Source organism: Myxococcus hansupus (genome assembly GCF_000280925.3).
GTDB classification, from domain to species: domain Bacteria; phylum Myxococcota; class Myxococcia; order Myxococcales; family Myxococcaceae; genus Myxococcus; species Myxococcus hansupus.
On record NZ_CP012109.1, the window covers coordinates 5,511,652 to 5,536,188 of the forward strand.

The window sequence follows — 24,537 nt, forward strand, 5'->3', positions numbered from 1 at the left end:
CACTGCCTCAACCCTGGACCGGCGCCACCTTCCACGTCGTGCCGGCGGGCGTGTCCATGATTTCCACGCCCTTCTGCTTCAACTCGCTTCGCACCCGGTCCGCGGCGGCGAAGTCCTTGGCGGCGCGAGCCGCGGTGCGCTCGCCCAGCAGGCGCTCCACGTCCGCCACGTCGATGCCGCGCTCACGCACGGCGCGCTCCCGGCGGCGCAGCAGCCACGCGTCCGGCGCGTCCTCGAAGAGGCCCAGCACGCCGGACACCCGGCGCACGTCCTCCCGCAACGCCTGGAGCGTCCGGCCCATCAGCGCCTTGTCCTTCACCGGCGGCTTGTCCGCGAGCTCGTTCATCATCCCGAAGAGCCCCGACAGCGAACCCAGGCCGCCCGCGGAGTTGAAGTCGTCGTCCATGGCGGACTCGAACTCGCCAAAGAAGCGATGGGGCTCGCCGTGCAGCGGGCCCTTGCCGAAGTCCTTGCCCGCCACGCGCTCGTCGACCTTGCGGAGCGTCTCGTAGAAGTACTCCATGCGCGCTTCCGCGTCCGCCAACGCCTTGTCGGAGAAGGCCAGCGGGTGGCGGTAGTGCGTGGAGAGGAAGAAGAAGCGCAGCGCCTCCGGGTCCACCTTGGTCAGCGCGTCGCGCAGGCGCACCACGTTGCCCAGCGACTTGGACATCTTCGCGCCTTCCAGGTCCAGGAAGCCGCAGTGCATCCAGTACCGGGCGAAGGTCACGCCGTTGGCGGACTCGCTCTGCGCGATTTCGTTTTCGTGGTGGGGGAAGATGAGGTCCAGCGCGCCGCCGTGGATGTCGAACGTCTCACCCAGGTACTTGGCGCTCATGGCGGAGCACTCGATGTGCCAGCCGGGCCGCCCCGGGCCCCAGGGGCTGTCCCACGCGGGCTCGCCGGGCTTGGCGGCCTTCCACAGCGCGAAGTCGAGCGGCTCGCGCTTCTGCTCTCCCGGCTGCACGCGGTCACCCACGCACAAGTCGTCCAGGTTGCGCTTGGACAGCTTCGCGTAGTCCGCATCACTGCTCACCGAGAAGTACACGTCTCCCTGCGACGCGTAGGCGTGGCCCTTGTCCACGAGCTTCTGGATGATGGCGATGATTTCCGGCAGGTGGTCGCTCACGCGCGGCGCCACGTCCGGCTCCAACAGGTGCAGCGCCTTGGCGTCCTCGCGGAAGAGCTCCACGAAGCGCGCGGCCAGCGCCACGGGCGCCTCGCCCGTCTCCGCCGCGGCCTTGATGATTTTGTCGTCCACGTCCGTGAAGTTGCGGACGTAGCGGACCTTCAGGCCCCGGTGACGGAGGTAGCGGACCACCACGTCGAAGGAGGTGAAGGTGCGCGCATTCCCGATATGGATATAGCTGTAGACGGTAGGACCACAGACGTAGACCCCCACTTCGCCCGGGACAGCGGGCTGCAGCAGCTCCTTCTGCATGGTCATCGTGTTGAAGAGCCGGATGGCGGGCGGGGTCACGTGCGGCAATCCTCTTGGGTCCATAGGCGTGGGTGTGCCCCTCACTCTAGAGTCTCGGGTCCCGGACAGGCCAGTATTCGAGAGGGGTTCGTCACCGCCTCCAATCTGGGAGAATGGCCACCATGGCTCCACCGAACCCCAAGCGGCCGCCTCGGCCGCCCCGCCCGCCCGGTACGCAGGCGTCCCAGGATTCCGACGTGGAGCTGCCGTTCGACGACGACGAGGTCGACCCACTCCAAGCGGACGACCCTCGGCCCCAGCGCGTCCCTCAGTACCCCGCGGGCTCACGCAAGAGCCGGCGGCACGGGCCGGGCGCACGGGGCAACCACGACCGGGAGCTCGCTTCCGGCTTTGACACGTCTCACGAGTATTCGGACCCGGGCTATGCGCCCGCCTTCCTGTACGTCGAACGAGGTCCGGGCGCCGGGCAGCTCGTCCCCGTGAAACAGGGCTCGCTGGTGATGGGGCGCTCGTCCTCGTCGGACCTCCGGTTGCAGCATCCGTCCATCAGCCGGCGCCATGCGCACCTGACGCGGCGGGGGGACCGGTTCTTCCTGAAGGACCTCAGCAGTCAGAACGGCACCTTCCTCAACCGGCACCGCATCGCCTCGGAGGTCGAGCTGATGCCGGGGGATGAGATTTCCCTCGGCAATGCGCTGCTGCGCCTGCGGGGACATGGCGGTACGCCCGCGCTGGGCGTGCCCGTGGCCAGCGCCGCCGAGGCGCCGAGACCTCGCAGGGGATTGAGCTCCCTGGGCGTGGCCTTGGCGGCGGCGGCCGTCGGCTCGGGCGTGGCCGCGCTCATCGCCCTGTTCTCCCTGCGCGCGGCGGGTGACGCGGAGGCGCCGCCGTCCCCGAATGAAGGGGCGGCCCCGCTGGCGGCACATGGCACGCCGACCTCGAATCCGGGTGGAGCGGGAACAGCGGGCACGGCGGCCCCGGATGCGCGAGCGGGCGTCGGCGCGACGGGTGTGGCTGCGCCCCAAGGAGCCCATGGGACTGGCTCACGTGGGGCCGGCGCCGGTACAGCGCCAAGCGCCGCTGGGGTGAACTCCGAGGCAAAGCCGGGCACCAACGCCGTGCACTCCGGTGCGGCGCCCGAGTCGTCCAACACCAGGTCTGACCGCGAGCCCTCGACGTCCCGCGACGGCAGCGGGACGACGCCCCGAACCTCCCAGGAGCCGGTGACGCCCACGGCGACGGGCATCAGCGCGCTGAACGTCGCGAGGGGGACCACGAAACAGGTGCGTCCCGTCTCCGTCACCACGAGCGAACGCGCCACGACGGGCCGCGACGCTTCGGCGGACATCGAGCGACAGGCACCATCACGGACCGCCGACCCTGGCAGTTCTCCCCGGAGCCGTGCGCCCGACGCACGGCCACGCACGCAAGCCCCATCCTCGGGAGATGCGTCCGCCACGGCGCCGACCGGGACCGGAAAGGAAACCGAGGTCCTGCGCTTCTACGAAGCAGGAAACGTCACGGCCGCGAAGGAGTTGGCGCAGACGGAGAACCTGACCGGCCTGCATGAGCAGCTCGTCCGGTTCGAGACCGCCGCGGCCACGGCACGCAAGGCCCAGGCGAAGGGAGACCTCCCCGAGGCCATCGCCCAACTGTCGATCGCGCTCTCCGTGGACGACGCCCTTGCTCACGGCTGGAGCAAACACGGTCCGCCGCTGCGCAAGCAGTTGTCACGGCTGCACCTCCAAGTCGGCGTCGACCATGTCGCCGCGGGCCGGTCCACCGAGGCGCGCACCGCCTTCGAACAGGCCCTGAAGCACGACACGGGCAACCGCGAAGCGCGGGAGCACCTCGCCCGGCTCAGCGGCGCTTCAGCCCCCTGACGAGCAACATGGCGTTGAGCACCACGAAGCTGACCAACGCCAGGGCGACCAGCATCAAGCCGCGGTCCGCGCCGGGCCGCTCGCCCTCGACGAGGAGCCACAGGCGTCCCTCGTGCGGCTGCACCTCGCCCATCTGCTGCATCAGCGCGAGCGCGTCGCGGTAGCGGGGCGCATCGTCCTGAGCCAACAGCCGCCCCCGGACAGCGAAGGGCCGCTGGTCGGGCTGCGGCGGTGGACGACCCTCCGTCCACTGCTCTCCCGGAAGCGCCTCGCGCCGCACCACGAAGGGGGAATCGCGCAGCCCCACCAGCACGAACAGCCCACCCTCCACCCGCTCATAGGCGCCTCGGACCGTGGGCACGCCGTGCACCTGCGCGTAGCGGTTGGAGCCGAGCGCCTCGAAGCGGTACGCCCCTTCCGCCCCCAACGTCAGCGGCACGCTGGGCGACAGGAAGTACGACAAGTCTCTCCACTGCATCGTAAACAGGGCCACGCCCACGGCGATGGCCATGACCGCCGCCACCGGGCGCACCCCCACGCGGCGGCGCGACATCCGGGCCTCGAGCTCGGCGATGCGCCGGTCCCGCTCCTCCTCCGAGGCTGACTTCGTCTGTGGCTCAGTCATGGAAAGACAAAGCCCCGAGCCCCCTGAACGGGAACCCGGGGCGACGAGTCTTGGACGGCAGCCCAGCCCGCTCAGGCCAGGTTGAAGATCTTCTTCAGGTCCGACTCGATCTCTTCCTCGGTGCAGTCCTTGGCCAGCGACAGCTCCTTGATGAGCAGCGAGCGAGCCGTGTCCAGCATCTTGCGCTCACCGAAGGACAGGTCCTTGTCGCCCTTCAGGAGGTACAGGTCGCGGAGCACCTCGGCGATTTCGAACACCGAGCCCGTCTTGATCTTCTCCATGTACTCCCGGTAACGACGGTTCCACGTCGTGGAGTCAACGGAGATGTCCTTCTCCCTCAGGATGGAGTAGACCTGCTTGACGTCCTCCTCGCTGATGATCTCCCGGAGACCGACCGACCCGACCTTGTTGATCGGGATCATGATCCGCATTCCGTTCTCCAGGATGCGCAGCACGTAGAAGGACTGGCGCTGCCCGGCCACCTCGGTGTGTTCGATACCCATCACCTCACCGACGCCCTGGCCCGGGTAGACCGCCTTGTCACCAGTCTTGAAGCTGGTCTGCACTCACTGCCTCCTTGAAAGACTCGATCCCGGCCTTTCAGCCGGGCACTACTACCACAAACCACATCCACGGGCAACGATATCGCCTTGACCACCCAGGACGCGCCCGACTACGTTGTCGGTTTCTGCACGCGGTGTCGGCAGATGTGTGCACCAGTGTGACGGGCGGCGGGTGGGGGTGGGAAGGTGGAACGTCATGCTTGGCGCGACCTCGGCGCGCGTCCCCTCTTCTTTCCCGCCCTGAGCCTGTCACTCGGAGCCCTCTGCGCCCCGGTAACAAGCGCGCCGGGTGGTCCATTTCTCGTTTGCGGGCTTTTCCTGGGAGCACTCGGACTGGCGCTCGGCAGGCTGCCTGGTGCCCATCTGGCCGTGCTGGCGTCGCTCTGGGCGGCGGGCGCGGGGCTGGGCCGTTGGGAGTCCCGCGTCGAGGTCCCCGAGGCGCTCACGCAGGGACGGCCTGTCATCGTCGAAGGTGAAACGGAGCGCGTGGAGCGCTTCGACGGGACGACACGCGTCCGGTTGGCGGTCGCCCGTGCGGGGCTGCCTTCAGGGCCGTTGGAGGCCGTGCGGTTCCGGATGAACCTGTCGCTGCGGGGCGAGCCGCCGTCCCTGCTCCCCGGTCAGCGCGTCCGGGCGGAGACGAAGCTGATGCCGGACGCCCCGCCGTCCAATCCTGGCGAGAAGGACTTCGGGGTGACGCGGCGGCGGCAAGGCGTGGCCTTCACGGGTGGATTGGATGCGAAGCGGCTGTTGGTGCTCTCCCCTGCCCCGGCGTGGCGCGTGGTGTTGGAGGACACGCGCACGCGGCTGGCGGTGGCGGTCCGCGAGGTGGCGCCTTCGGAGGACGCGGCCGCGCTCTTCCTCACGCTCGCCGCGGGGCAGCGCGCGGCGTTGGATGACACGTGGGAGGACGCGTTTTCCCGCGCGGGGCTGGCCCATGTACTGAGCGTGAGCGGGCTCCATGTCGCGGCGCTGGCGTTGATGACGCTCGCGGTGCTGCGGCGGTTGGTGGTCCGCACGGGCGAACGCTGGCGGACGCTCGACGCAAGGCAGGTGGCGGCGCCTTTGTCGGTGCCGTTTGTCTGGGCCTACGTCGTCTTCACCGACAACCAACCGCCCGCGGTTCGCTCCGCGGTGATGGCTACGGTGGTGCTCCTCGGGCTGGCCTTGTGGAAGCGCGCGGATGGACTCAACGGGCTCGCGGCGGCCGCCGTGGTGCTCGTGGCCTGGGCGCCCTCCAGCGTGGTCGACCTGTCGCTGCGGCTCTCGTTCCTCGCCGTCTTCGGGCTGGTGCTGCTGTCACCGCCGCTGAGAGAAGCGTTGCCCCTCGAGGAGCCGGACCCCGCCGAGCCTCGCCGCATGCTGCGCTGGTGGGGACAGGCGAAGGAGACGGTGGCCCAGACGTTCTGCGCGAGCGCCGCCGCGACGCTGTCGGGACTGCCCATTGTCGCCGCGGCCTTCGGGCGGGTGAGCCTGGCGGGGCTCGTCTCGAACGTCATCGCCCTGCCCCTCTGCGGGCTGCTCACGGGGCTGGCCGCCGGAGGCGCCGCGCTCTTCGTCGTCGCGCCCGGGCTGGCCACGCCGGTGCTGTGGGCGGGCGCCTGGGCCTCCGAGCTGCTGCTGGTGCTGACGCGCCTCTTCGCCGCGGCGCCGCTGGCCTCGGTGGAAGTCCCGTCCCTGGGCTTCCTGTCGGCGCTCTACGCGGTGGGCCTGCTCACCTGGGCACTGGGGACGGGGCGCTGGCGGCTGGGTGGCCTGCTGGCGCCCGCGGCCGTCGTCCTCGCGATGCTGAGCCCCGTGCTCGCGCCGCGCCCCGGGATGCGCGTCACCTTCCTCGCCGTGGGCCAGGGGGACTCGGTGGTGCTCAGCTCCGGCGGCGAACACATGCTCGTGGATGGCGGCGGTGTCCCCGGCGGCATGGACACCGCGGAGCGCTTCATCCTCCCGTTCCTGAAACAGGAAGGCATCTCCCGGCTGGCGCTGGCCGTGCTGTCCCATCCGCACCCGGACCATGCGCTCGGGCTCGCGTCCGCGTTGCAGCACGTGCCCACGGAGCGGCTCTGGCTGCCCGCGGGAGAAGAGGAAGGCCCCCTCATCCGGCAGGTGGTGTCCGCCGCGAAAGACGCCCTCGTGGAAGAAGTCGAGGTGGGGCACCCGCCCCTGCGCCTGGGCGAGGCCACGCTCGAGGTGCTCGGGCCTCCCGGTCCGGATGCACGCGAGCTGCTGGAAGGCGCCAATGACCGGAGCGTGGTGCTGCTCGTGCGCCACGGCGACGTCACCGTGCTCCTCACGGGGGACGTGGAGGCGGATGGCGAGGAAGCCCTGGCCGAGCGGTTGGGCCCCGTGACGGTGATGAAGGCGCCGCACCACGGCTCGCGCACGTCCTCCACGGAAGCCCTGCTGGCACGGACGCGGCCCCGGCACGTCGTCTTCTGCGTGGGCCGGCGCAACCGCTACGGCTTCCCCCACCCCGAGGTGGAGGCCCGCTACCGCGCGGTGGGAAGTGAGTGCTGGCGAACGGACCACCACGGCGCCGTCACGGTGGAGAGCGATGGCCGCGACGTCCGCCTGCTCCCCTTCCTGCCAACCGAGCCCGCTGAAACGGCGACGCCAGTTGCCCGAGTCGCCCACCCATCCCCACCTTGAGGCCGATGATTTCAGAGGACATCGACCTCCAGCAGCTCACCGCCGATTTGAAGCACGCGCTCGGCCCGGGAGAACCCGTGGGTTACCTGCGCGGCAAGTCCGTCATGCGAAACCTGCTCGTGGACATGCGCGGCTTTTCGGAGCTGGAGGCCGAGGAGCTCATCGACACGATGGAGCTGCGCGGCTTCCTCCGCTTCCTGGGCGACCCCACCGAGCGCTCGGTGGCGGACGCGCACTGGGACATCAGCCCCCACGCGTGAGCGCGGGCACCCTCATTCGAACACGAGCCAGCCGAAGCGCGGCAACGCGTGGAAGTCACCGACGAAGAGGGGCGAGAAGGACTGCCCCTCCACGGTGCGCCGGTCATGGTGCTCCAACCGGTAGAGGTTGAAGCGCCAGCGGTCGCCCGGCCGGGGCGGGATGTGCGGCACCTCGGCCAGCCGGTCGAAGGGAATCTGCATCTCCACCGTCCAGCCCTCGTCACGGTCCGACGGGTCATCCAGCGTGCCGCGCACCTTCACGGCGGACTTCATCCCTGAATCCCACGAGCGGTCCATGCCCTGCCGGCGCGCGGGGAAGTACGCGTCGAAGATGACGTTGTGCGGGGACACCTGCAGTTCGTTGTACGTGCGCCCATCCGCGTTCGCGTCGAGGAAGACTTCCACCACCTCCTCCTCGTAGATGGGGTCATCCCGCTTGCGCAACGTGCCCCACACGTCCGGGTCCTCGACGTCGAAGGCCACGTACAGCGACGTGCCGTCATGGACCAGCCGCGCCTCGGTGCGAAGGCGCGCGGCGCTCCCGTCAAAGCTGCGGCGCAGCACCACCGGCTTCGCCAGCTTCCACGCGGCGTCGTCCAACACGCCGTCAATGGTGGGCGGCTGGCTCACGCGTGGCACGGAGTACTCGGGAAGCGACGGGGCTTCGCCGCCCAGTTCGGGCCCCAGCATCCGCTGCGTGCCGTCGTGGGCTTTCGCGTCATCCACCGTCAACCGCGAGTCGCCCCTCCAGAAGCCCATCACCACGCGTCCGGGCACGTTGGGCATCGCCACCGTGTGGACGTCCTCGATGACCTTGCCCACCGGCCAGGACTCGAGCGGCGCGGCGCCGCCCTGGACCTCATGGTCCGCGTTGGTCAACATCCCACCACTGGTGGGGTCCACCACGTGGACGAAGAAGCTGAACCCCCGAGGCGGCGGACGCACCGCCTGGAAGTAGTGGGACAGCCGCACCTGCGTGCCCGGCGCGGCGCGCTCCGGCGACACCTTCGAGCCCAGGTACACCACCGCCCCGCCGCCAAACGTCGCGCCGCTGCGGTACGTGAGGTCCGCGGGCGCGGCATCCAGGGAGCGCAACTGCGTGGGCGCGGGGATGCGCGGTTCGCGCGCGCGGGGCCCGGCCTGCTCATCACGACAGGCGGAGGCAAGACAGGTGATGGCCAGAAGCGGAGCGAGGACAGAGGACGGAAGACGCATCGGGGCCGCGCATCCTAGCGGGGTTCACACCGGATGGGGCCACCGCGCGCTGAGCGGGCAGGCAACCAGGATGACCTCCGCGGGTTGCGGCCTCGGCAATTGTCATGCCGAGCGGCTGCTCCCATGTTCTCGCCTCAAACAGTGATTCAGCCCCAAGGGGAGGCGCGGATGAAGACTCTACTCAAGGTGGGAGCGGTGGTGGGCGTGCTGGGAGCAGGGAGCGCCATGGCACAGGAGCGGCTGGAGTCCTCCGCGGACATGCGGGGCCTGACGTTCCTCATCGGTGGCGGTATCGAGGGCTACACGAACTCACTGGGCTCCGACATCAACCCGGGCCTTGGCTACGGCGTGACGGTGGCCATCAAGCCCACGAAGGTGCTGGGTATCGAACTGGGTTACTCGGGCGCCATCAACAACTTCGACCGGCGCGTCCTGACAGGGTCCACCAGCGGCCCGGACCTGGTGCGAAACGGCGCGCACGCGCTGGCCACGCTGGGCCTGGGCGCCGCGCCCCTCCAGCCCTACGTCCTGGGCGGTCTGGGCCTGAGCCGGTACAACGTGCGGGCGCCCACGCTCGCCTTCGCGGATGACACGGTGGCCAACATCCCCGTGGGCGGCGGCCTGCGCCTCCACATGGGCAGCTTCACCGCTGACGCGCGCGTCCACTACAACTTCCTCCTCGACCAGGAGTTCGCGGCGAACGCCCCGCCCGGCGACGTCACGATTGGCGACCGCAACTTCAGCAGCGGCGGCAGCTACGCCGGCACGCTGAACATCGGCGCGACCTGGTAGCGACAGCACTCCAACTTCTGCGACGGGTGAGCGCGTGACACGTGCGTCACCCGTCGCGGTTGGACTTCGAGACACCCCGCGCATTAGGCCCAGGGCATGCGTCCCTTCCTCACGGCCTCGTGGCGGTATCTCCTGATGCTCAACTACGAGGTGGCGCCAGAGGTCCTCCGGCCGCTCGTTCCACGAGGGACGGAGCTCGACACCTGGCAAGGCCGGACGTACGCGAGCATGGTGGGCTTCCGCTTCCTGGAAACGCGCGTGCGCGGCCTGCCCGTGCCCTTCCACCAGAACTTCGACGAGGTGAACCTGCGCTTCTACGTGCGGCACCTCGCGTCCGACGGCTGGCGGCGGGGCGTCGTGTTCGTGAAGGAAATCGTCCCGCGACAGGCCATCGCCACCGTGGCGCGCGTGCTCTACAACGAGCCCTACGTCGCGCTGCCCATGCGACATGTCGTGGAGATGGACGGTGCGGAGTCGGGCGCCGCCGGCCGGGTCGAATACGCCTGGAAGGCCGGTGGGCGGTGGCAGCACCTGTCCGCGACGACGCGGGGGGCCCCTGTCGCCAGTGAGCCCGGCTCGGAGGCGGAGTTCATCACCGAGCACTACTGGGGCTACACCGCGCAGCGGGACGGCGGCTGCGCGGAGTACCGCGTGGAACATCCCCGCTGGTCCGTGTGGTCGGTGGACGCCTCCCAGCTCGAAGTCGACGTGGAGGGCATGTACGGGAAGCAGTTCGTCCCCTTCCTGCATGGCAAGCCCAGCTCCGCCTTCGTCGCGGATGGCTCCGCCGTGGCCGTCTATCCTGGCGCGCGCCTGAGCCCGGAGACCCACGTGCCCCCCGCCCCGGACGCGCCTCGCGCGGCCTGAGCCGGAGCGTCCCGGGCCCCGGACGGCGCGGGCCGTCACCGGGACGCGCCTGGGAGACAAGCCCGCGAAACACCGGGCTTCGGCGTCGGCCAGCGATTTGCTCGCGCCAGTGCCCATGCGCTTCGAATTCGAGCACCTGGGCACCACCACCCCTTTCGAACTCGCCGAGGGCCTCCACCTGCTGGGCGGCGGTCCGGACGACGACATCCATCTGGCTGGCCTCCCGCCCAAGCTGCTCCGCCTCCGCATCGAGGCGCAGCGGCTCATGGTCGAAGCCGCGCACACCTTCACCATCAATGGCGTCCTCGTTCCTCCTGGCGTGCCCCGGCTGGTGATGCCCGGCGAGGCGCTCGGCCTGCCCGACGACATGGGGCTGCGCGTCCTTCAAGCGTCCGTGGCCGAACGGAGCGTGGGAACGGTGGCGCTCCTGAAGGGACTGCTCACCGGAGCGCCTGAGCTGGGGACGTCCCGCGCGGCCACCCTCACCTGTCTCACCGGACTGGACGTGGGACGGGTCCACGCGCTCGCGGAGTCCCAGACGGAGATTGGCCGAGGCAGTGACGTGGGGCTTCGCCTGCGGGACAGGGCCGTGTCCCGGACTCATGCCCGCGTCATTCACGAAGAGGGGGGCTTCTCACTGGAAGACCTGGGCAGCCCCAACGGCGTCTTCCTCAACGGCCAGCGAGTCGAGACGCGCGCGCCCCTGGCGGATGGAGACGTCATCGAGATGGGACGCTCCTTGCTCCGCTTCCAGGGCGCGGTGGAGGAACCGGCGCCACCCGCTCTAGCACCTCGGGAGGAACCACCGCCCGCTCCCGCCGAGCCATCCGTCCCCACTCCCAGCGAGCCCACCGGGGCCCTGTCACCGGAAGCCACGCCCCCAGCGCCCAAATCCCGAGGCGAATGGTGGCTGATTGGCCTGGGCGCGGTGGCCGCGTCCGCGGGTGTCGCCGTCACCTGGCTGCTCGCGACCGGGGCATCGTGAAGAAGCCCGTGACGGCTAACCCGGCGTGGGCCCCAGCCCGGCGCGCTCCACGAGGAGCCGGGCCAGTTGCTGGTGGTGCCGGAAGAAGCTGGTGAAGTGGACCAGCCCCGCCTTGCCCCGGACGGCGTAGACCGTCACGGGCCCGGGCAGCACATCCAGCTTGCGGATGTCCGCGAAGGTGAAGCGCCGGGTCCGCACCATGCCGCGGTAGGTGATTCCGCGGGCGTCCACCACGATGAGCGTGCGCCCGTAGTACGTGAGCGACACGGCGAAGAAGAGGACGAAGAAGCCCGCCGACAGGAACGTCTGGAGCGGGACCTGATCAAAGAAGCGCAGCAGGTACACCAGCACGGCCACCCAGAGGAGACCCGCGGCGGCCATGGCCGCTGCGAGGACCCTGCGGGGCCTGAAGACCTGCCGTCCGTTGGATGCCGCGTCGTGCCCGGTCATTCATGGAAGCTAATGCTTGGGGCTGACACGGTCCACCTGCCCCCAGGCTTCCTGCCTGCCCGTCAACGCAGGCGCGCGGACTTCTGTCGGGATTCCTCCTGGAGCTGCGGCCGGACATCCGCGGCGGAGGAAGCGGCATAGCGCTCGTAGAGGTCGCGTGCCTCCAGCGTCCGGCCCATCGCGCGGAAAGATTCGGCCAGCCCGTAAAGCGGCGAGGCCGTCGCCGGCTCCAGCTCCAGCGCGTACTGGTAGTCCGAGGCGGCCTCCGCGTAGCGACGCAGGCCGATGTTCGCGCTGCCTCGCGCGACATAGGCCACCGCCAACATGGGCTCTTGCTGAATGGCCTGGGAGAGGCTCGCCAAAGCGCCGCTGAAGTCCTGCGCGGCGATGCGCTGCACGCCCTGCTCATACGCGCGGCGGGCCTGGGCGCGCGTCGTGTCCGCCACGGGGCCCGAGCCCGGCGCCAATCCCGCCGCCTGCGGCGACGCGCCCAACTGCGCCTGCTTCGCCCGGGCGCGGTCGATGTTCTCCTTCGCGCTCTGGCGGATGGCGGCGTCCTGCGTCAGTTCGGTGGCGCGCTCCCACTGCGCCACCGCCTGCCCGTAGTAGCCCAGCACCGCCAGCGCATTGCCCAGCTTGAACAGGGCCTCCACGTGGCCCACGTCCGCGTGCGACGCGTCCAGGAACGCGAAGGCCGCCTCACGGTAGCGGCGCTCCTTCATCAGCGCGTCGCCATCCCGGATGCGCGCGGCCGCCAGCGCGGGGTTGGACGTCCGGGGCGCCTCGGAATCCGCGGGCGCGGCGGCCACGGCGAGTGTCGCGGCCTCGACAACGACCGGCGTCGGAAGCGGCTCGGCCCCCAGGGCCTTCAGGTGCTCGGTCGCCTTGCGGACCCAGACCTGCTCCCCCTTGCGATGCTCCCGGGTGATGTACGCCTGATACGCGGCGACCGCCTCTGGCTTCCGGCCGAGTTGCCGGTAGCTCTCCCCCAACCCGTAGTAGCCGTCAGCATCCCCAGGCTCGAGCTGCGTGTAGCGCTCATAGGCCTGCGCCGCGGTGGCCATGTCTCCGGACTTGCGCGCCGCGTAGCCCAGGTTGAACCAGGCCATCTTGTAGTCCGGGTCGGCCTGGGTGGCTTCGCGGAAGGACGTGAGCGCCTCCTTCACCTGCCCCTTTCGGAAGAGCACGCTGCCCAGGCCGTTGAGGGCGGAGGCGTAGCCGGGCGTCGCGGAGAGGGCCTCTCGATAGGCCGCCGCAGCCTCGTCCCACCGGCCCCGCGTCAGCGCGGCTTCACCGCGAAGGAAGGCCGCCCGGGCCGCGGCAGAAGGCTCGGCGGCGCCCAACAGCGTTGCCGTGGACAGCGCGATGACGAGTCTGCGCAAGACGACCATGACGGCTCCCGGGGTATCCCACCGAGAGCCGTAGCAGAAAAACCAGGGCGCCGTCAGCGCCCATCCACGAGCCAGGGGCCACCAGGACGTGGCCCCCGGGCCCGATCAGCTCCGGAACGGGTTCTGGAGCAGCACCGTCTCGCCGCGGTCGGCGCCCACGGACACGCACACCACGGGGACGCCGCTGACCTCTTCCACCCGGCGCACGTAGCGCTTGGCGTTCTCCGGCAGCTCGTCGAAGGTCCGCACGCCGGCGATCTTCTCGTCCCAGCCCTGGAGCGTCTCGTAGATGGGCTTGACGCGCGCCAGGTCCTCGTAGTCGCCGGGCAGCTCCGTCACCTTCTGGCCGTCCAGCTCGTACGCGGTGCAAATCTGCAGCGTCTTCAGCCCGCTGAGCACGTCCAGCTTGGTGAGCGCCATGCCCCACAGGCCGTTGACGCGCGACGCGTAGCGCAGCACCACGCCATCCAGCCAGCCGCAGCGGCGCGGACGACCGGTGGTGGCGCCGAACTCGTCACCCACCTTGCGGAGCTGGTCGCCCGTGGCGTCGTTCAGCTCGGTGGGGAACGGACCGCCACCCACGCGCGTGGTGTAGGCCTTGCTGATGCCCATCACCTTGTCGATGGCCGTGGGCCCCAGGCCCGAGCCCACCGCCGCGTTGCCCGCGACGCAGTTGGACGACGTCACGAAGGGATAGGTGCCGTGGTCCACGTCCAGCAGCGTGCCCTGCGCGCCCTCGAAGAGGATGCGAGCGCCGCGGCGCACCTGGCCGGAGAGGTAGAGCGAAGCGTCGTGGACGAAGGGCTTGAGGCGCTCGCCCAGGGCGGTGAACTCGGCCAGGATCTGCGGCACCTCCAACTGCGGCACCGGGTCACCCGCCTGCGCGCACAAGTCCTTGAGCTCATCCAGCGCCTGCGGCAGCCGCGCTTCGATGCGCGTGCGCAGCCGATCCGGGTTGAGCAGGTCGCGGACGCGGATGCCACGCCGGGCCACCTTGTCCTCGTACGCGGGGCCAATGCCCCGGCCCGTGGTGCCAATGGCGCTGCCACCGCGGGCCTTCTCGCGGAAGCTGTCCAACAGCTTGTGCCACGGGAAGATGACGTGGGCATTGTCGGAGATGAGGAGCTGCGCGTCGTCCTTGAGGAAGCCGCGCACCTTCAGCGCGTCAATCTCCCCAACGAGGACGGCGGGATCCACCACCACTCCGTTGCCAATGACACACGTCTTCCCCGGGTGGAGGATGCCCGAGGGAATCAGGTGCAGGACGGTCTTCTGCCCCCCCACCACGAGCGTGTGCCCCGCGTTGTTGCCGCCCTGGAAGCGGACGACCACCTGGGCATGCTCGGTGAGCAGGTCAACGACCTTGCCCTTCCCCTCATCTCCCCACTGCGCTCCGATGACGACGACGTTCGGCATGGTGCCCGCCGCTTAGCACGCGCGGGGGGCCGGGTGACAGTGTTCCGAGAAGCCGCAATGCAGGGCCTGGCAGGCTGCCTTCTCCCTCCCATCCCATTCACCCTGGGCCTCACCTCGTGCCACGGCCCGTGCCGCCCCCGCCAGCCGGCCCGCGGCCTCCTCCAACCCCCGGCTCCCCGAGAGCCACTCGGGCTCCGGCTGGGGCTCGCGCAGGAAGACGACTCCCACCCGCACCGGCACCCCTTCTCGCACCATGTGCCGAGCCACCATCCCCAGCGCCGCCAGTTCATACGTGTAGGCAGCCGCACCCAACGGATGCCGACCACCGTGTTTGAACGTCACCAGCACGGCCTCCCCCTGGGGTGACTCCCACAAGAGGTCCACGGCGCCTTCGACGCTGACGCCACCCTCCAGGGCCAGCACGAAGGGCAAATCCCGATGAATCGACTGTGAAGGCGCCTGCGCGAGTTGACGAGCGAACGCCGAGCCCAGGAAGCGCTCCACGCTCCGCAGCACCGCGTCCATGCCCTCGTCCTCCGGGAGCGCCCCCGCGTCGCGCAGCAAACCCACCAAGTGGGCCCGCCGCTCCGAGCCATCCACGCCGGGCGCCGCCAGCCGCAGGTCCACGCCGCGAAGCAGTCGGTGCGTGAGGTCCTCGGGGCGCTCCGGGAGCAGCCAGCCATCGGGCTCCACCAGCGGCGGCGCGCCCCGAGGCGGCACCTCCCACGGCCACGGCGCCCCGCGAAGCCCCAGCCGGTGCACGTAATGGAAGCGGCGCGGACACGCGATGAAGTCCTGCAAGGCCTCCGCGGTGGCCACGGCCGCGCCGGGTGATTCGGCCTGCGCCACGCGCCCGCCACGGACTCGCAACAGCGCGGACTCGACGCGCGCCTCGGCCTGCGCCAAGGCCTCCGGACCTGGCGGCTCAGGATCCGCGGGCGGCGGCAAGGAGTCCACGTCCAGGTCCTCCACCAACGCGCGCAGCTCCACGTCCGCGTCCAGGCGGTCGTCGATGAGGTGCCACCAGGAGTCCTTGCCACCGCGAGACTCCGGGCCGCCCCCCAGCACCAGCATGTCCTTGGCGCGGGTGAGCGCGACGTAGAGCAGGCGGCGGTACTCGGCGTCCTCTCGGGCCTTCAGCTCCGCGCGCACCGCGGCGAAGCGCAGGGAGGAATACTCATCCAGTGAATCCGGCACCCACGGGCGCAGGGAGATGCCATGCGTGCGCTCGAAGTGGGCCCGGCCCGAGGTTCCGCGCCGCCGGCCTGACATGGAGGGCACCACCACCACGGGCCACTCCAGGCCCTTGGCGCTGTGGATGGTGAGCAGTTGCACCGCGCGCGGGTCGCCCGCGTCCAGCAGGTCCGCCTGGGCCTCCGTGGGGTTGCTCTCCGCCAGCATCCGCAGCTCGCGCGCGAAGGCCACGCAGCCGCCCGTGCCACGCTCGTCGCGGCGCGCGGCCAGGGCCAGCAGCTTCTCCACGTTGGCGCTGGCCTGCTCCGCGTAAGGCGAGCCCGCCAGCGTCTCGCGGTAGCCCGTCACATCCAGCGCGGACACCAGCAGCTCCCGCACGCCCATCCGGTCGCGCTCGCGCCGCAAGCCCGGAAGCGCGGCGAGGAAGAGCGACAGACGCTGGCGCTCGCGCTCGTCCAATGAGGACAGGACCTGCGGATCCGTCAGCCGGGGCGACGCCAACGACAAGGGCGCATCCCCCGCGAGGCTGAACAGCGACGCGTCACGCAGCCCCACCAAGGGCGAGCGCAACACCGCCGCGAAGGCCAGCGCGTCCTCCGCGTCCGCCAACAGCGCGAGCAGCGAGGACAGGTCCAGCACCTCCTGCGCGCCGTAGAAGCCTCGCCCGCGCAGCACGCGGTGCGGCACGTTGTGGCGAATGAGGGCCTGCCGGTAGACCTCCAGATGCGTGAAGGTCCGGAAGAGCATGGCCACATCGCCGCCCCGCGCCGGGCGAAGTCCCTCGCCATCCTCGCGGGCCACCGACGGAGCCGCCCCTGGCGCCAGCAAACACCGCAGCCGCCAGGCAATCGTGTCCGCGTCCGCCCATCGCAATTCCGACGCCGTGTCCGCTTCTTCCAGTTGCAGCCGCTCCACCACCGGCGCATCCGCCAGCGACGGTCTCGCCGCGGCGAGGTCGTCCTCTTGCGGGACGTAGATGACCTCGAAGGGCCGGGGGTTCCGGGAGTCAGCGGCGACGAGCACACCCGCGAAGGCGCGGTTGAAGAACGACAGGAGGCCCGGCACGGAGCGGTAGTTGCGCTGGAGGAAGCCGCGCGTGCCCCCTTCGTCCTCCAGCTTCTTCGCCAGCACGGAGAAGACGGAGACGTCCGCGCCACGGAACTCGTAGATGGACTGCTTGCGGTCACCCACCGCGCACAGGAAGGCGGGCTCCAGCGGCAACGCCGTTACCAGGTCCACGTCGGGCGCCAGCTCGCGCGGGCCGTCCTCGCGCCGCTCCGCCAGCAGCAACACCAGCTCCAATTGGAGGCGGTTGGTGTCCTGGAACTCATCCACCAGCAGCGCGCCGATGCGCTCCTGCGCCTGACGGCGGAACTCCGGATGCGCACGGAGCAGGTCGCGCGACTTCACCAGCAACGACGTGAAGTCGAGCACGTTGCGGCGCGACAGCTCTGTGTCGTGACGAACCTCCACGCGCGACAGGAGCTCACGGAACGTCACCTCGAAGGGCGCGGAGCGCCAGGCGGCCCAGGCATCATCCAGCCGGGGAACGGAGCCATCGCTCTTGCCGAAGACGCGCCAGTAGACGTCCCTCACCGGGCCCGCGGCGCCCTTGCTGAGCCTCCCGAAGTTGCGTCCGTCCGTCTTGAAGCAGGCGCGCAGCCAGGGGAAGCGCTCCCCCTGGCCGAAGTTCTCCGCCGTCATGCCGTTGAGCGCGCGCTCCAGTCCGCCCAGCAGCCGGCTCCATTCGCCCTTCGCGTCCAGGCCTCGCGCTTCCGCGCACAGCTCCAGGCACTGCGTCATCGAAGCGTCCAGCTCCGCGCGCGCCTCCGCGGCATCACTCACGGCGGCCTTCTCCGCGCGCAGTCCTTCCTCGCGCAGCTTGCCGTAGACGGACACCAGCGCGGCCACCAGGCCGTCCGAGAACCCCGAGCCGGAGAAGCCCAGCTCCTGACACAGCTCCCGCACCTGCGCGTCGCCCGCTTCCAGCGCGTCCAACACCACGCGCTCGCAGACGTCCTGCACCAATGCCGTCGCCTCGAGTGAATCCAGCACCTCGAAGTTCGGGTCGATGCCCACCGCGGGCGGCGCGCGGCGCAACAACTGGCCACACAGCGAATGGAAGGTCCCCACCGTGGCCGCGCCCAGCTCCTCGCGAAGCTGTCGCCACGCATCCGGCAGCGGGAAGGGCTTGTCCAGCCGCGCCAGCGAGGCTCGCAGCTCCACTTCCTGGTCCATCCGCGTTTCGCCCTGCGCCAGCCCGTCCAACCGCAGCCGGACACGCGAGCGCATCTCCGCGGCGGCCTTGTCCGTGAACGTGAGCATGCACAACCGCGCCGGGCGCACCGGGCCGCCTGCCTCACGCGCGCCGGCCAGCAGGTGCAGCACCATGGTGATCAGGCTGTACGTCTTGCCCGCGCCGGCGCCCGCCATCAGGGCGAGGTTGCGCTCCAGCGCGAGGAGGGACGGCTCGGTGCTCATCCGCCCTCCTCCGTCATGCGTCGCTCCGTGATTCGGCACACGGCGCGGTAGCCACACGTCCCGCAGTCCTGCGGGCGCGCGGCGAACTTGCCCTCGCGCAGCGTGCCCACCAGCGCCTCCACGGCGTTGGGCAGGTTGAGACCTTCCTTCTCCGCCACCTTCGCGCGCACCTCGGGGTCCTTGGACAGCAGCTCGTCCAGCTCCGCATCGGAGATGACCTCGGACAGACGGATGGCCCTGCCCGTGCGGAGGGAGAACCACGCCGCCTGCCGCGCGTCCTTGTGACCGCTCTCCCGCGCCGCGTAGAGGTACAGCGGAAGCTGGAAGTCCGACGTCAGCAACCGCGCCCTCAACGAGCGCGTCTCCAATTTGCCCGACTTGTAGTCGATGACGCCCACCTCACCGCCCGACGTGTCCAACCGGTCGATGGTGCCCTCGAAGTACACGGGCTCCTCGCCCGCGTGCAGCACGACGTTGCTCCACTTGTCGTCGCGGGCCGCGGGACCGAAGCGGAACTCGAAGTTCTCCGGCGTCATCGCGTCGAAGGGCAGGCCCCGCCGCTCGTCCACCAGGATGCGCCGGGCCATGGCGCGGGCCCGCTCGTGCGCCAGCTTCCACAGCTCCGGATGCCCCACGTGGTGCACGCGCTCGAAGTCCTTGATGGCTGTCTTGAGCGCGGCGTCCAACACCTCGTCCGGGACCTCTTCCGGCGCCTTGCCCAGGAGCTGCTTCTCCTTCAGCGCCGCGAAGACCTCCTCCACCACCTTGTGCCAGAACGTGCCTCGGCCCCGGGCGTCGAACTCCTCGCCCGGCACGTCCGGCTCGGCCACCTTCAATCCGTACGACAAGAAGCCCTGGAAGCCGCAGTTGCCGAAGCGCGCCAGCGCCGACGCCGAGAGCGGCCGGGTGATGTCGAAGCGGAAGGTCTCCCGCAGGGACTCGCGCTGGGTGTCGACGTCCACCGAGCCCGAGTAGGGACCGGGCTGCGCGTGCTTGTCTCCAAAGAAGAAGAGGCGCTCCACCTCCACCTCGGACAGCTCGCGCGCGCCCGCGTACCAGGCCTCGGGCTCGAAGCGGCGCCGGAGAATCCTGGCCGCCACGTCCGGCTCGGTGACGCGCAGCTTCGGCTGGGACAAGGCCTCCAGCGCGACGCAGCGGCGCAGCTCGGCTTCGGTGAGCACCTCGTCCAGCGGTGGAATGGGCGACAGGGAGCGAGGTTCCCACTTCAGCGCGGTGAGGCGCCGCACCTCTTCCAGGAACGCGGATGGCACCTGCTCCTGCCCCCCCGCGGACTCCATCGCGAAGGACAGGCTGGCGGTGGACTCGGCGGCGGCCAGCGCGCTGGCGAACAGCAGGCGGTCCTCGGTGAGGCGCCACGCCGCGCGGTCGTCGAATTCGCCACCCGTGAGGCGGAAGACGTCGCGCCCCAGGTGCTTGTTGAGGGCGGAGCGCTCCGCGTCGGGCAGCAGCGGCGACGGCGCATCGCGCCCCGGGAAGCGGCCCTCCGTCAGCCCCGCGAGGAACAAGTGCTGGAACGAGCGGCCCGGCAGCTCGGCCACGTCCAGTACCTCGATGGCGGCGCCGCGAGGACCTCGGGGCGGCAGGTGCGCATCCGCCATGGCGTCGCGCAGCCAGCGTCCGAACGTGCGGCGGCGCATCTTCGGTCCGCCGCCCACCGACTTCATCATCCGCAGCAGGCCCTGGACTCGCAGACGCAAGGCCTCACGCGCGGCGTCATCCCGAGCCCGCGCATCCACCGCGCGCGCACCAAGCCCACCCTCTTCGCGGGACTCCAAGGCGCCTTCCGAGGCCACCATGCCCAGGTGCTCCACCACCTGCCACCAGGCGGTGAGCAGTTCGGCGGCGGTGCCCTCCTCCGGGATGCGCTTGCAGGCCTCCACCAGTTGCATGCACCGCTCTCGGAGCACCTTCACGGCCTGGACGCGGGTGGTGTCCTGGGACTTGCGCGCGGTGCTGAGCGCGAGCAGCCGCCGGGCCAAGCCATCCAGGCGCACGTCGTAGGCGCCGCGTCCTCGCACCGCGCCCAGCCGGTCATCGCGCACGGCGGCCTGGGCGAAGAGGCTGGCGGGCGCATCGGGCGCGCCCCGGGACAGCTTGGGCACGTAGCGACTGCCCAGCAGGTCCGCGACGCGCTCGGCAGGGAAGCCATCCTCCACGAGCAGCGGAAGGTCCAACGCCAACCGGACCGGCCCCGCGAGTTTCAGGGGCTCGCCCCAGGGCAGGCGCACCGGACCCCCAAGCTCTCCCAGTGACTCCGCGAGCCACCCCGCCTCCGGCCCCAGCTCGCGATACACCACGGCGATGTCTCCCGGCGCGACGCCTTCGGAGAGCAACCGCCGCACGTCACGCGCCACCAGGCGGGCCTCATCCCGGGCCGTGGCGGTGCTCCACACGCGAAGCGCCGGCATGGCGTCCTTCAACATGTCGCGCGGCGCCCGGGACGAGAAGAGGTGGCGCCCCAGGTCGATGAAGGGCCGGCCCTCGAAGGTGACGTCCGCCTTGAACAGGTCCACGTGCGTCATCGCGTCGCCGCGGTTCTCGAAGGCGCGGAAGAGTGCGGTCAGCGCCGCGTCGGCCACCGGCGAGCCGCCCACCGGCGTCTCCACGCGCAACGACACCCGGCGCGACTCACAGGCCGCCGCCAGCGCCAGCAACAACTCCAACCCGGACGGGCGCACGTCATAGACACCGTGCAGCACCAGCGTGCTCAGCTCCTCCCACCCCACCGGCCACGCGCCCCGGCCCAACGCCTCCCGAGCCCCGCGCATCACGTCCTCGCGGTCCGCCAGTCCAAGCTCCGCCATCCGCTGCTCGTACAGATGGAACAGGCGCGCAATCGCCCGGCCACGGGTCCGACGCTCCGGCGGGAGGACCTCCACCGCGTCTTGAAGCTCACGGGCCGACAAGCGCCCGGCCTTCAGGTCGAGCACCACCTCCAGCGCGGCCCGGGCGAACGCGGGCTCCCGCACGTAGTCGCCGAACGGCGTCGAGCCCAGCTCCAACCCCACCGAGGCCACCACCGCGCGCGCCGCCACCGCCGGGCACGGGCGCCGGTTCAGCTCCCGGGCACCGCCCAGACTCTGAAGCAGCTCGTCCCAGGTCAGCAGGTGGGCGCCCACGCTCAGCCCGCTGGCGTCGCCCATCGCACGCAGCGCCGCCTGACGCCGGCCAGCGTCGGGGAACACGTGAAGGGTGCGGCCAGGGCGAAGGGACATTGCGGGGTGGATTCTAGAACGACCGGGAGGGTGACTTTCATGCTCGATTCCGAGCCCGCCGCCCAGGTCATTTCTGTGCCCGGCCGTCTGCCCTCCTCGCATTCCCCGCCAGCCCGCCGAGAATGGGGCCCTCCCCGCCCGCTACGGCGCGAAGGAAAGGGCGAGTTCGAGCTGCGTCAGCGCCGTCTGGGTGAAGCCCGCCTTCTCGAAGAACCGCGCGGAACGGTCCTCGGGAACCACGGCGCTCACCGTGAACGGCTTCCCGGGCCACCTCGCGGCCAGGGCGTGCAGCAACCGGCGTCCGGCGCCTTGGCCTCGCGCCTCCGCGGCCACGCCCAGGGCCCGCAGCCCGAGCGAGGGGGCCGCGATGTCCGCCAGCACCGCCACCGCGGGTCCCAGCCGGAACGCTCGCGCCGGGAGGGACAGACCCGCCACCGTCGCGGGGGCGAGCTGCCAGGGAAGTCCTTCCGGCAACAGCCGCGCGCACTCGCCCGGGTCGACTTCTTCCAGCTCGGACGTGGGCAGTCCCTCTGGCAACGGCCTGGCGAAATCGCCCTTGCCCACTGCCACCAACGCCGGTGTGGATTCAGCGCTTTCGGGCCCGAGCGCGCCCGAGAAGCCCACCAACCGGCGCACGCGCTGGAACCCCAACCGCGTGTAGAGCGCCACCGCGGGGGCATTCTGCTCGATGACCTCCAGCACCATCCGGGCGTCTCCACGCGCCCGCGCTTCGTCCATCAAGGGACGCAACATCGCGCCGCCCAGTCTGCGATTGCGCCACACGGGGAGCACGCCCATGCCCGCCACGCGGCTCACCCGTCCCCTTCGGGCCATCAACACGAGGCCCACGGGTTCGCCCTCCACCCGTGCCACCCGGCTGTCCTCCAGTGAAATGTGCTCGGTGCGCACGCGGGCGTCGAACAACACGGGGGCGTCTGGAACGGTGACGAAGTAACCCTCGAAGGCACGCGCGAACAAGGTGGAGAGGGCGCGGAGCGGCAACTCCGACGCGGCGGTCAGGTGCATGGGCGTGAGCCTTCCTTCCGGAGGCCAGGGGGGCACCTGCATTCTACGCACCGCTTCAGCAAACACCCCCTGGAACACGATGGGACGGGCCCCCTATGCTGCCGCCCGTGCGCCTACCCATCCAAGCGGTTGCCATTGCCTTCTTGCTGGCTGTCGTTCCCGCCTTCCCCGCCGCCGCCCAGAGTGGTGGCGACGAGCCGAAGCTCCACGAGCTCCGCTTCAATGCCACACGGGATGGCATCATCACCGGCGCGGCGGGGGTGCTGTGGATTTCCAGCGAAGCCATCTTCAAAGACAGCCTGGCCCCGGCGGAGTGCCGCTGGTGTGACCGGGCCCCCGACGGAACCGACCGCCTCAACCGCCTGGACCGGTGGGGCCGGGGCCTCGTCGGGACGACCGAAGCGTCGCGGACGCGGGCGCACCAATGGAGCAACGTCATCGGGTTCGCCGCGCTGCCCGTGGGCCTCCTCGGCTTTCAATACGCCATTGGCCGCGACTCGGGCGCGCCCACCCGGTTCTTCGCCGAGGACGCCACCATCATCGTCCAGAGCACCGCCATCGCCGCGCTGGCCAACCAGACGGTGAAGTTCATCGCCGGTCGCGAGCGCCCCTTCGTCCACGTGCTCCCGGAGGACCAGAAGGCCCTCACCGCGCACCCCAGCGACAACAACCTGTCCTTCTACAGTGGCCACGCCAGCCTCGCCTTCTCGCTGGTGGTGTCCACGGGCACGGTCGCCTCGCTGCGGGGCTACAAGCATCAGGCGTGGATCTGGGGCGTGGGCTTGCCCCTGGCCACCTCGGTGGGCCTGCTGCGGATGCGCGCGGACAAGCATTACCTCTCGGACGTGGCCACGGGCGCGCTGCTCGGCTCCGCGATTGGCTTCGCGGTGCCCATGCTGCTCCACGGCCGAAAGGGTGACGCTTCCCCGAGCGCCCAGGCCAGCGCGGTCCAGGTGACGCCCGTGGCAGGTGCCCGGATGGCGGGCCTCTCCGGCACGTTCTAGGGCGGTCGCCGCGCCGGGCCTCAGAGCCCGGCTTCGGCGGACGTGCCCTCCCCTTCGGAGAGAAGCGCGGGCAACGAGGCCATGTCCCACCGCTGACCGGCGGTCCACGCCACGGCGCCCGACACGCCCCAGCCCGCGCGCAGGGCCTGCCGCCCCTCGTACTCCAACCAGAAGATGGACTCCTGGGGCCTGGCCGCCTGGTCCAGACAGGCAATGCGCGTGGGGGCCGGTCGAGCCCCTCCAGCGTGACGGCGAAGCCCTTGTGCGAGTGGCCACACAACATCCACTTGGGCATCATCGCGTCCACCAACCGCCGCGTCACGGGGTTGCCAATCCAATACGAGGGCAAGGGCCTGGGCGGCGAGGGATTCTCGTCCCGCGCTCGCTGGACGATGCCTCGCGGCCACTCATGCACCAGCAGCAGGTCCACGTCCCGCAACGTGGCCAGTTGATCCACCTCGGGCGTGCGGAAATAACCGGCCTGCTTCACCATGTCCGGGGTGCTGGGAGGCTTCAGCGGCTGGTCGACGAAGCGCGGGGCGTGGATGCCGGACAGATAGGCCACGCGCAGCCCCCCCAGCTCACGCAGGCCCGCACGCCCCAGGTACATCACGTTCGGCGCCAACGCGCCTCCCTGCTGGAGGTCGTGCAGCGCTTCGAAGTCCTCGTTGTTGCCACCGATGAAGTACAGCGGACGCTTCACCTTCCGGAGCCCGTCCGCGTACTCCGCGAACTCCGCGGGCATGGCGCGCTTGGCGGCCTTGCGACGGTGGTCATCCGCGCGGCGGAAGGCCTCCACGTCGCCCACGGCCAGCACCAGGTCCACCTGGCGACCTCGCGCCTGCTCCAGTGCGTCCAGCCATGTCTCCACGCGGTGGAAGCGGCCGTGGATGTCGCCCACGGCCGCGACAAGTAGGGGTTCCGGCATCTTGCTTAAAAGGCTGCACGCGCCCCTCCCCCCTGTCGAGTCGACTTCATCCCATCTCCCCAGTGGTAGACAGAACGCTTCCTCTCCTGGCAGCCGATGACGCAGCCCGTCCAACCCGTGGCGCCCACGAGGGCCCG

Annotated in this window: 17 protein-coding genes and 1 pseudogene; 7 read left to right on the forward strand and 11 right to left on the reverse strand. The window is 70.6% G+C overall.

Annotation, left to right across the window (positions count from 1 at the left end; translation table 11 throughout):
• Positions 1-7 precede the first annotated feature (7 nt).
• Positions 8-1,477, reverse strand: coding sequence for a cysteine--tRNA ligase (cysS, locus tag A176_RS21275; protein WP_002639133.1), 1,470 nt, complete (start codon positions 1,475-1,477; stop codon positions 8-10).
• A 122-nt stretch (positions 1,478-1,599) separates the two neighbouring features.
• On the opposite strand from cysS, the gene A176_RS21280 reads away from it, so the two are divergent.
• Positions 1,600-3,321, forward strand: a complete 1,722-nt coding sequence (locus tag A176_RS21280) for an FHA domain-containing protein (RefSeq protein WP_082282931.1) — start codon at positions 1,600-1,602, stop codon at positions 3,319-3,321.
• On the opposite strand, the gene A176_RS21285 is transcribed toward A176_RS21280, so the two are convergent.
• Together A176_RS21285 and A176_RS21290 are read right to left on the reverse strand one after the other, a co-directional pair.
• The gene (locus A176_RS21285) at positions 3,299-3,946 is read right to left on the reverse strand and encodes a hypothetical protein (RefSeq protein ID WP_002639130.1); all 648 of its coding nucleotides are present in this window, start codon (positions 3,944-3,946) and stop codon (positions 3,299-3,301) included. The genes A176_RS21280 and A176_RS21285 overlap by 23 nt on opposite strands.
• 71 nt (positions 3,947-4,017) lie before the next feature.
• Positions 4,018-4,512, reverse strand: a complete 495-nt coding sequence (locus tag A176_RS21290; protein WP_002639129.1) for a CarD family transcriptional regulator — start codon at positions 4,510-4,512, stop codon at positions 4,018-4,020.
• A gap of 183 nt (positions 4,513-4,695) precedes the next feature.
• Between A176_RS21290 and A176_RS21295 the strand changes: the two genes are divergently transcribed.
• Positions 4,696-7,155: a DNA internalization-related competence protein ComEC/Rec2 gene (locus tag A176_RS21295; protein ID WP_044890059.1), complete on the forward strand. Its 2,460-nt coding sequence runs from the start codon at positions 4,696-4,698 to the stop codon at positions 7,153-7,155.
• 5 nt (positions 7,156-7,160) lie between these two features.
• Positions 7,161-7,415 carry a hypothetical protein gene (locus tag A176_RS21300; RefSeq protein ID WP_002639127.1) on the forward strand — a complete coding sequence of 85 codons (255 nt, stop codon included), beginning with the start codon at positions 7,161-7,163 and terminating at the stop codon, positions 7,413-7,415.
• 12 nt (positions 7,416-7,427) lie between these two features.
• On the opposite strand, the gene A176_RS21305 is transcribed toward A176_RS21300, so the two are convergent.
• Positions 7,428-8,630: a carbohydrate-binding family 9-like protein gene (locus tag A176_RS21305; protein ID WP_002639126.1), complete on the reverse strand. Its 1,203-nt coding sequence runs from the start codon at positions 8,628-8,630 to the stop codon at positions 7,428-7,430.
• A gap of 168 nt (positions 8,631-8,798) precedes the next feature.
• Between A176_RS21305 and A176_RS21310 the strand changes: the two genes are divergently transcribed.
• The 3 genes from A176_RS21310 (at position 8,799) to A176_RS21320 (ending at position 11,274) form a co-directional block, all read left to right on the forward strand.
• Complete coding sequence (locus tag A176_RS21310; protein WP_002639125.1) at positions 8,799-9,422, forward strand: hypothetical protein; 624 nt, start codon at positions 8,799-8,801, stop codon at positions 9,420-9,422.
• A 96-nt stretch (positions 9,423-9,518) separates the two neighbouring features.
• Positions 9,519-10,289: a YqjF family protein gene (locus A176_RS21315; protein ID WP_002639124.1), complete on the forward strand. Its 771-nt coding sequence runs from the start codon at positions 9,519-9,521 to the stop codon at positions 10,287-10,289.
• Positions 10,290-10,404: 115 nt separating this feature from the next.
• Positions 10,405-11,274: an FHA domain-containing protein gene (locus tag A176_RS21320; protein ID WP_049872461.1), complete on the forward strand. Its 870-nt coding sequence runs from the start codon at positions 10,405-10,407 to the stop codon at positions 11,272-11,274.
• A gap of 15 nt (positions 11,275-11,289) precedes the next feature.
• On the opposite strand, the gene A176_RS21325 is transcribed toward A176_RS21320, so the two are convergent.
• The 6 genes from A176_RS21325 to A176_RS21350 all read right to left on the reverse strand — a co-directional run bounded on the left by A176_RS21325 (position 11,290) and on the right by A176_RS21350 (position 22,468).
• On the reverse strand, positions 11,290-11,724 hold the full coding sequence (locus tag A176_RS21325; protein WP_044890057.1) for a hypothetical protein: 435 nt from the start codon (positions 11,722-11,724) through the stop codon (positions 11,290-11,292).
• A 62-nt stretch (positions 11,725-11,786) separates the two neighbouring features.
• On the reverse strand, positions 11,787-13,115 hold the full coding sequence (locus A176_RS21330; protein WP_002639121.1) for a tetratricopeptide repeat protein: 1,329 nt from the start codon (positions 13,113-13,115) through the stop codon (positions 11,787-11,789).
• Between the two features lie 105 nt (positions 13,116-13,220).
• Positions 13,221-14,531 (reverse strand): adenylosuccinate synthase, encoded by a 1,311-nt coding sequence (locus A176_RS21335; RefSeq protein WP_002639120.1) that lies wholly within the window; start codon positions 14,529-14,531, stop codon positions 13,221-13,223.
• A gap of 12 nt (positions 14,532-14,543) precedes the next feature.
• The gene (locus A176_RS21340; protein WP_002639119.1) at positions 14,544-18,206 is read right to left on the reverse strand and encodes a UvrD-helicase domain-containing protein; all 3,663 of its coding nucleotides are present in this window, start codon (positions 18,204-18,206) and stop codon (positions 14,544-14,546) included.
• Positions 18,203-21,442, reverse strand: coding sequence for a PD-(D/E)XK nuclease family protein (locus A176_RS21345; RefSeq protein ID WP_002639118.1), 3,240 nt, complete (start codon positions 21,440-21,442; stop codon positions 18,203-18,205). The genes A176_RS21340 and A176_RS21345 overlap by 4 nt, the downstream gene beginning before the upstream one ends.
• Positions 21,443-21,583: 141 nt before the next feature.
• Positions 21,584-22,468, reverse strand: a complete 885-nt coding sequence (locus A176_RS21350; RefSeq protein WP_021781259.1) for a GNAT family N-acetyltransferase — start codon at positions 22,466-22,468, stop codon at positions 21,584-21,586.
• Between the two features lie 95 nt (positions 22,469-22,563).
• Here A176_RS21350 and A176_RS21355 point away from each other — a divergent pair, with 95 nt between their 5' ends.
• The gene (locus tag A176_RS21355; RefSeq protein WP_002639116.1) at positions 22,564-23,472 is read left to right on the forward strand and encodes a phosphatase PAP2 family protein; all 909 of its coding nucleotides are present in this window, start codon (positions 22,564-22,566) and stop codon (positions 23,470-23,472) included.
• A gap of 20 nt (positions 23,473-23,492) precedes the next feature.
• Here A176_RS21355 and A176_RS21360 read toward each other — a convergent pair.
• Positions 23,493-24,400: pseudogene (locus A176_RS21360) on the reverse strand (metallophosphoesterase).
• Positions 24,401-24,537 lie beyond the last annotated feature (137 nt).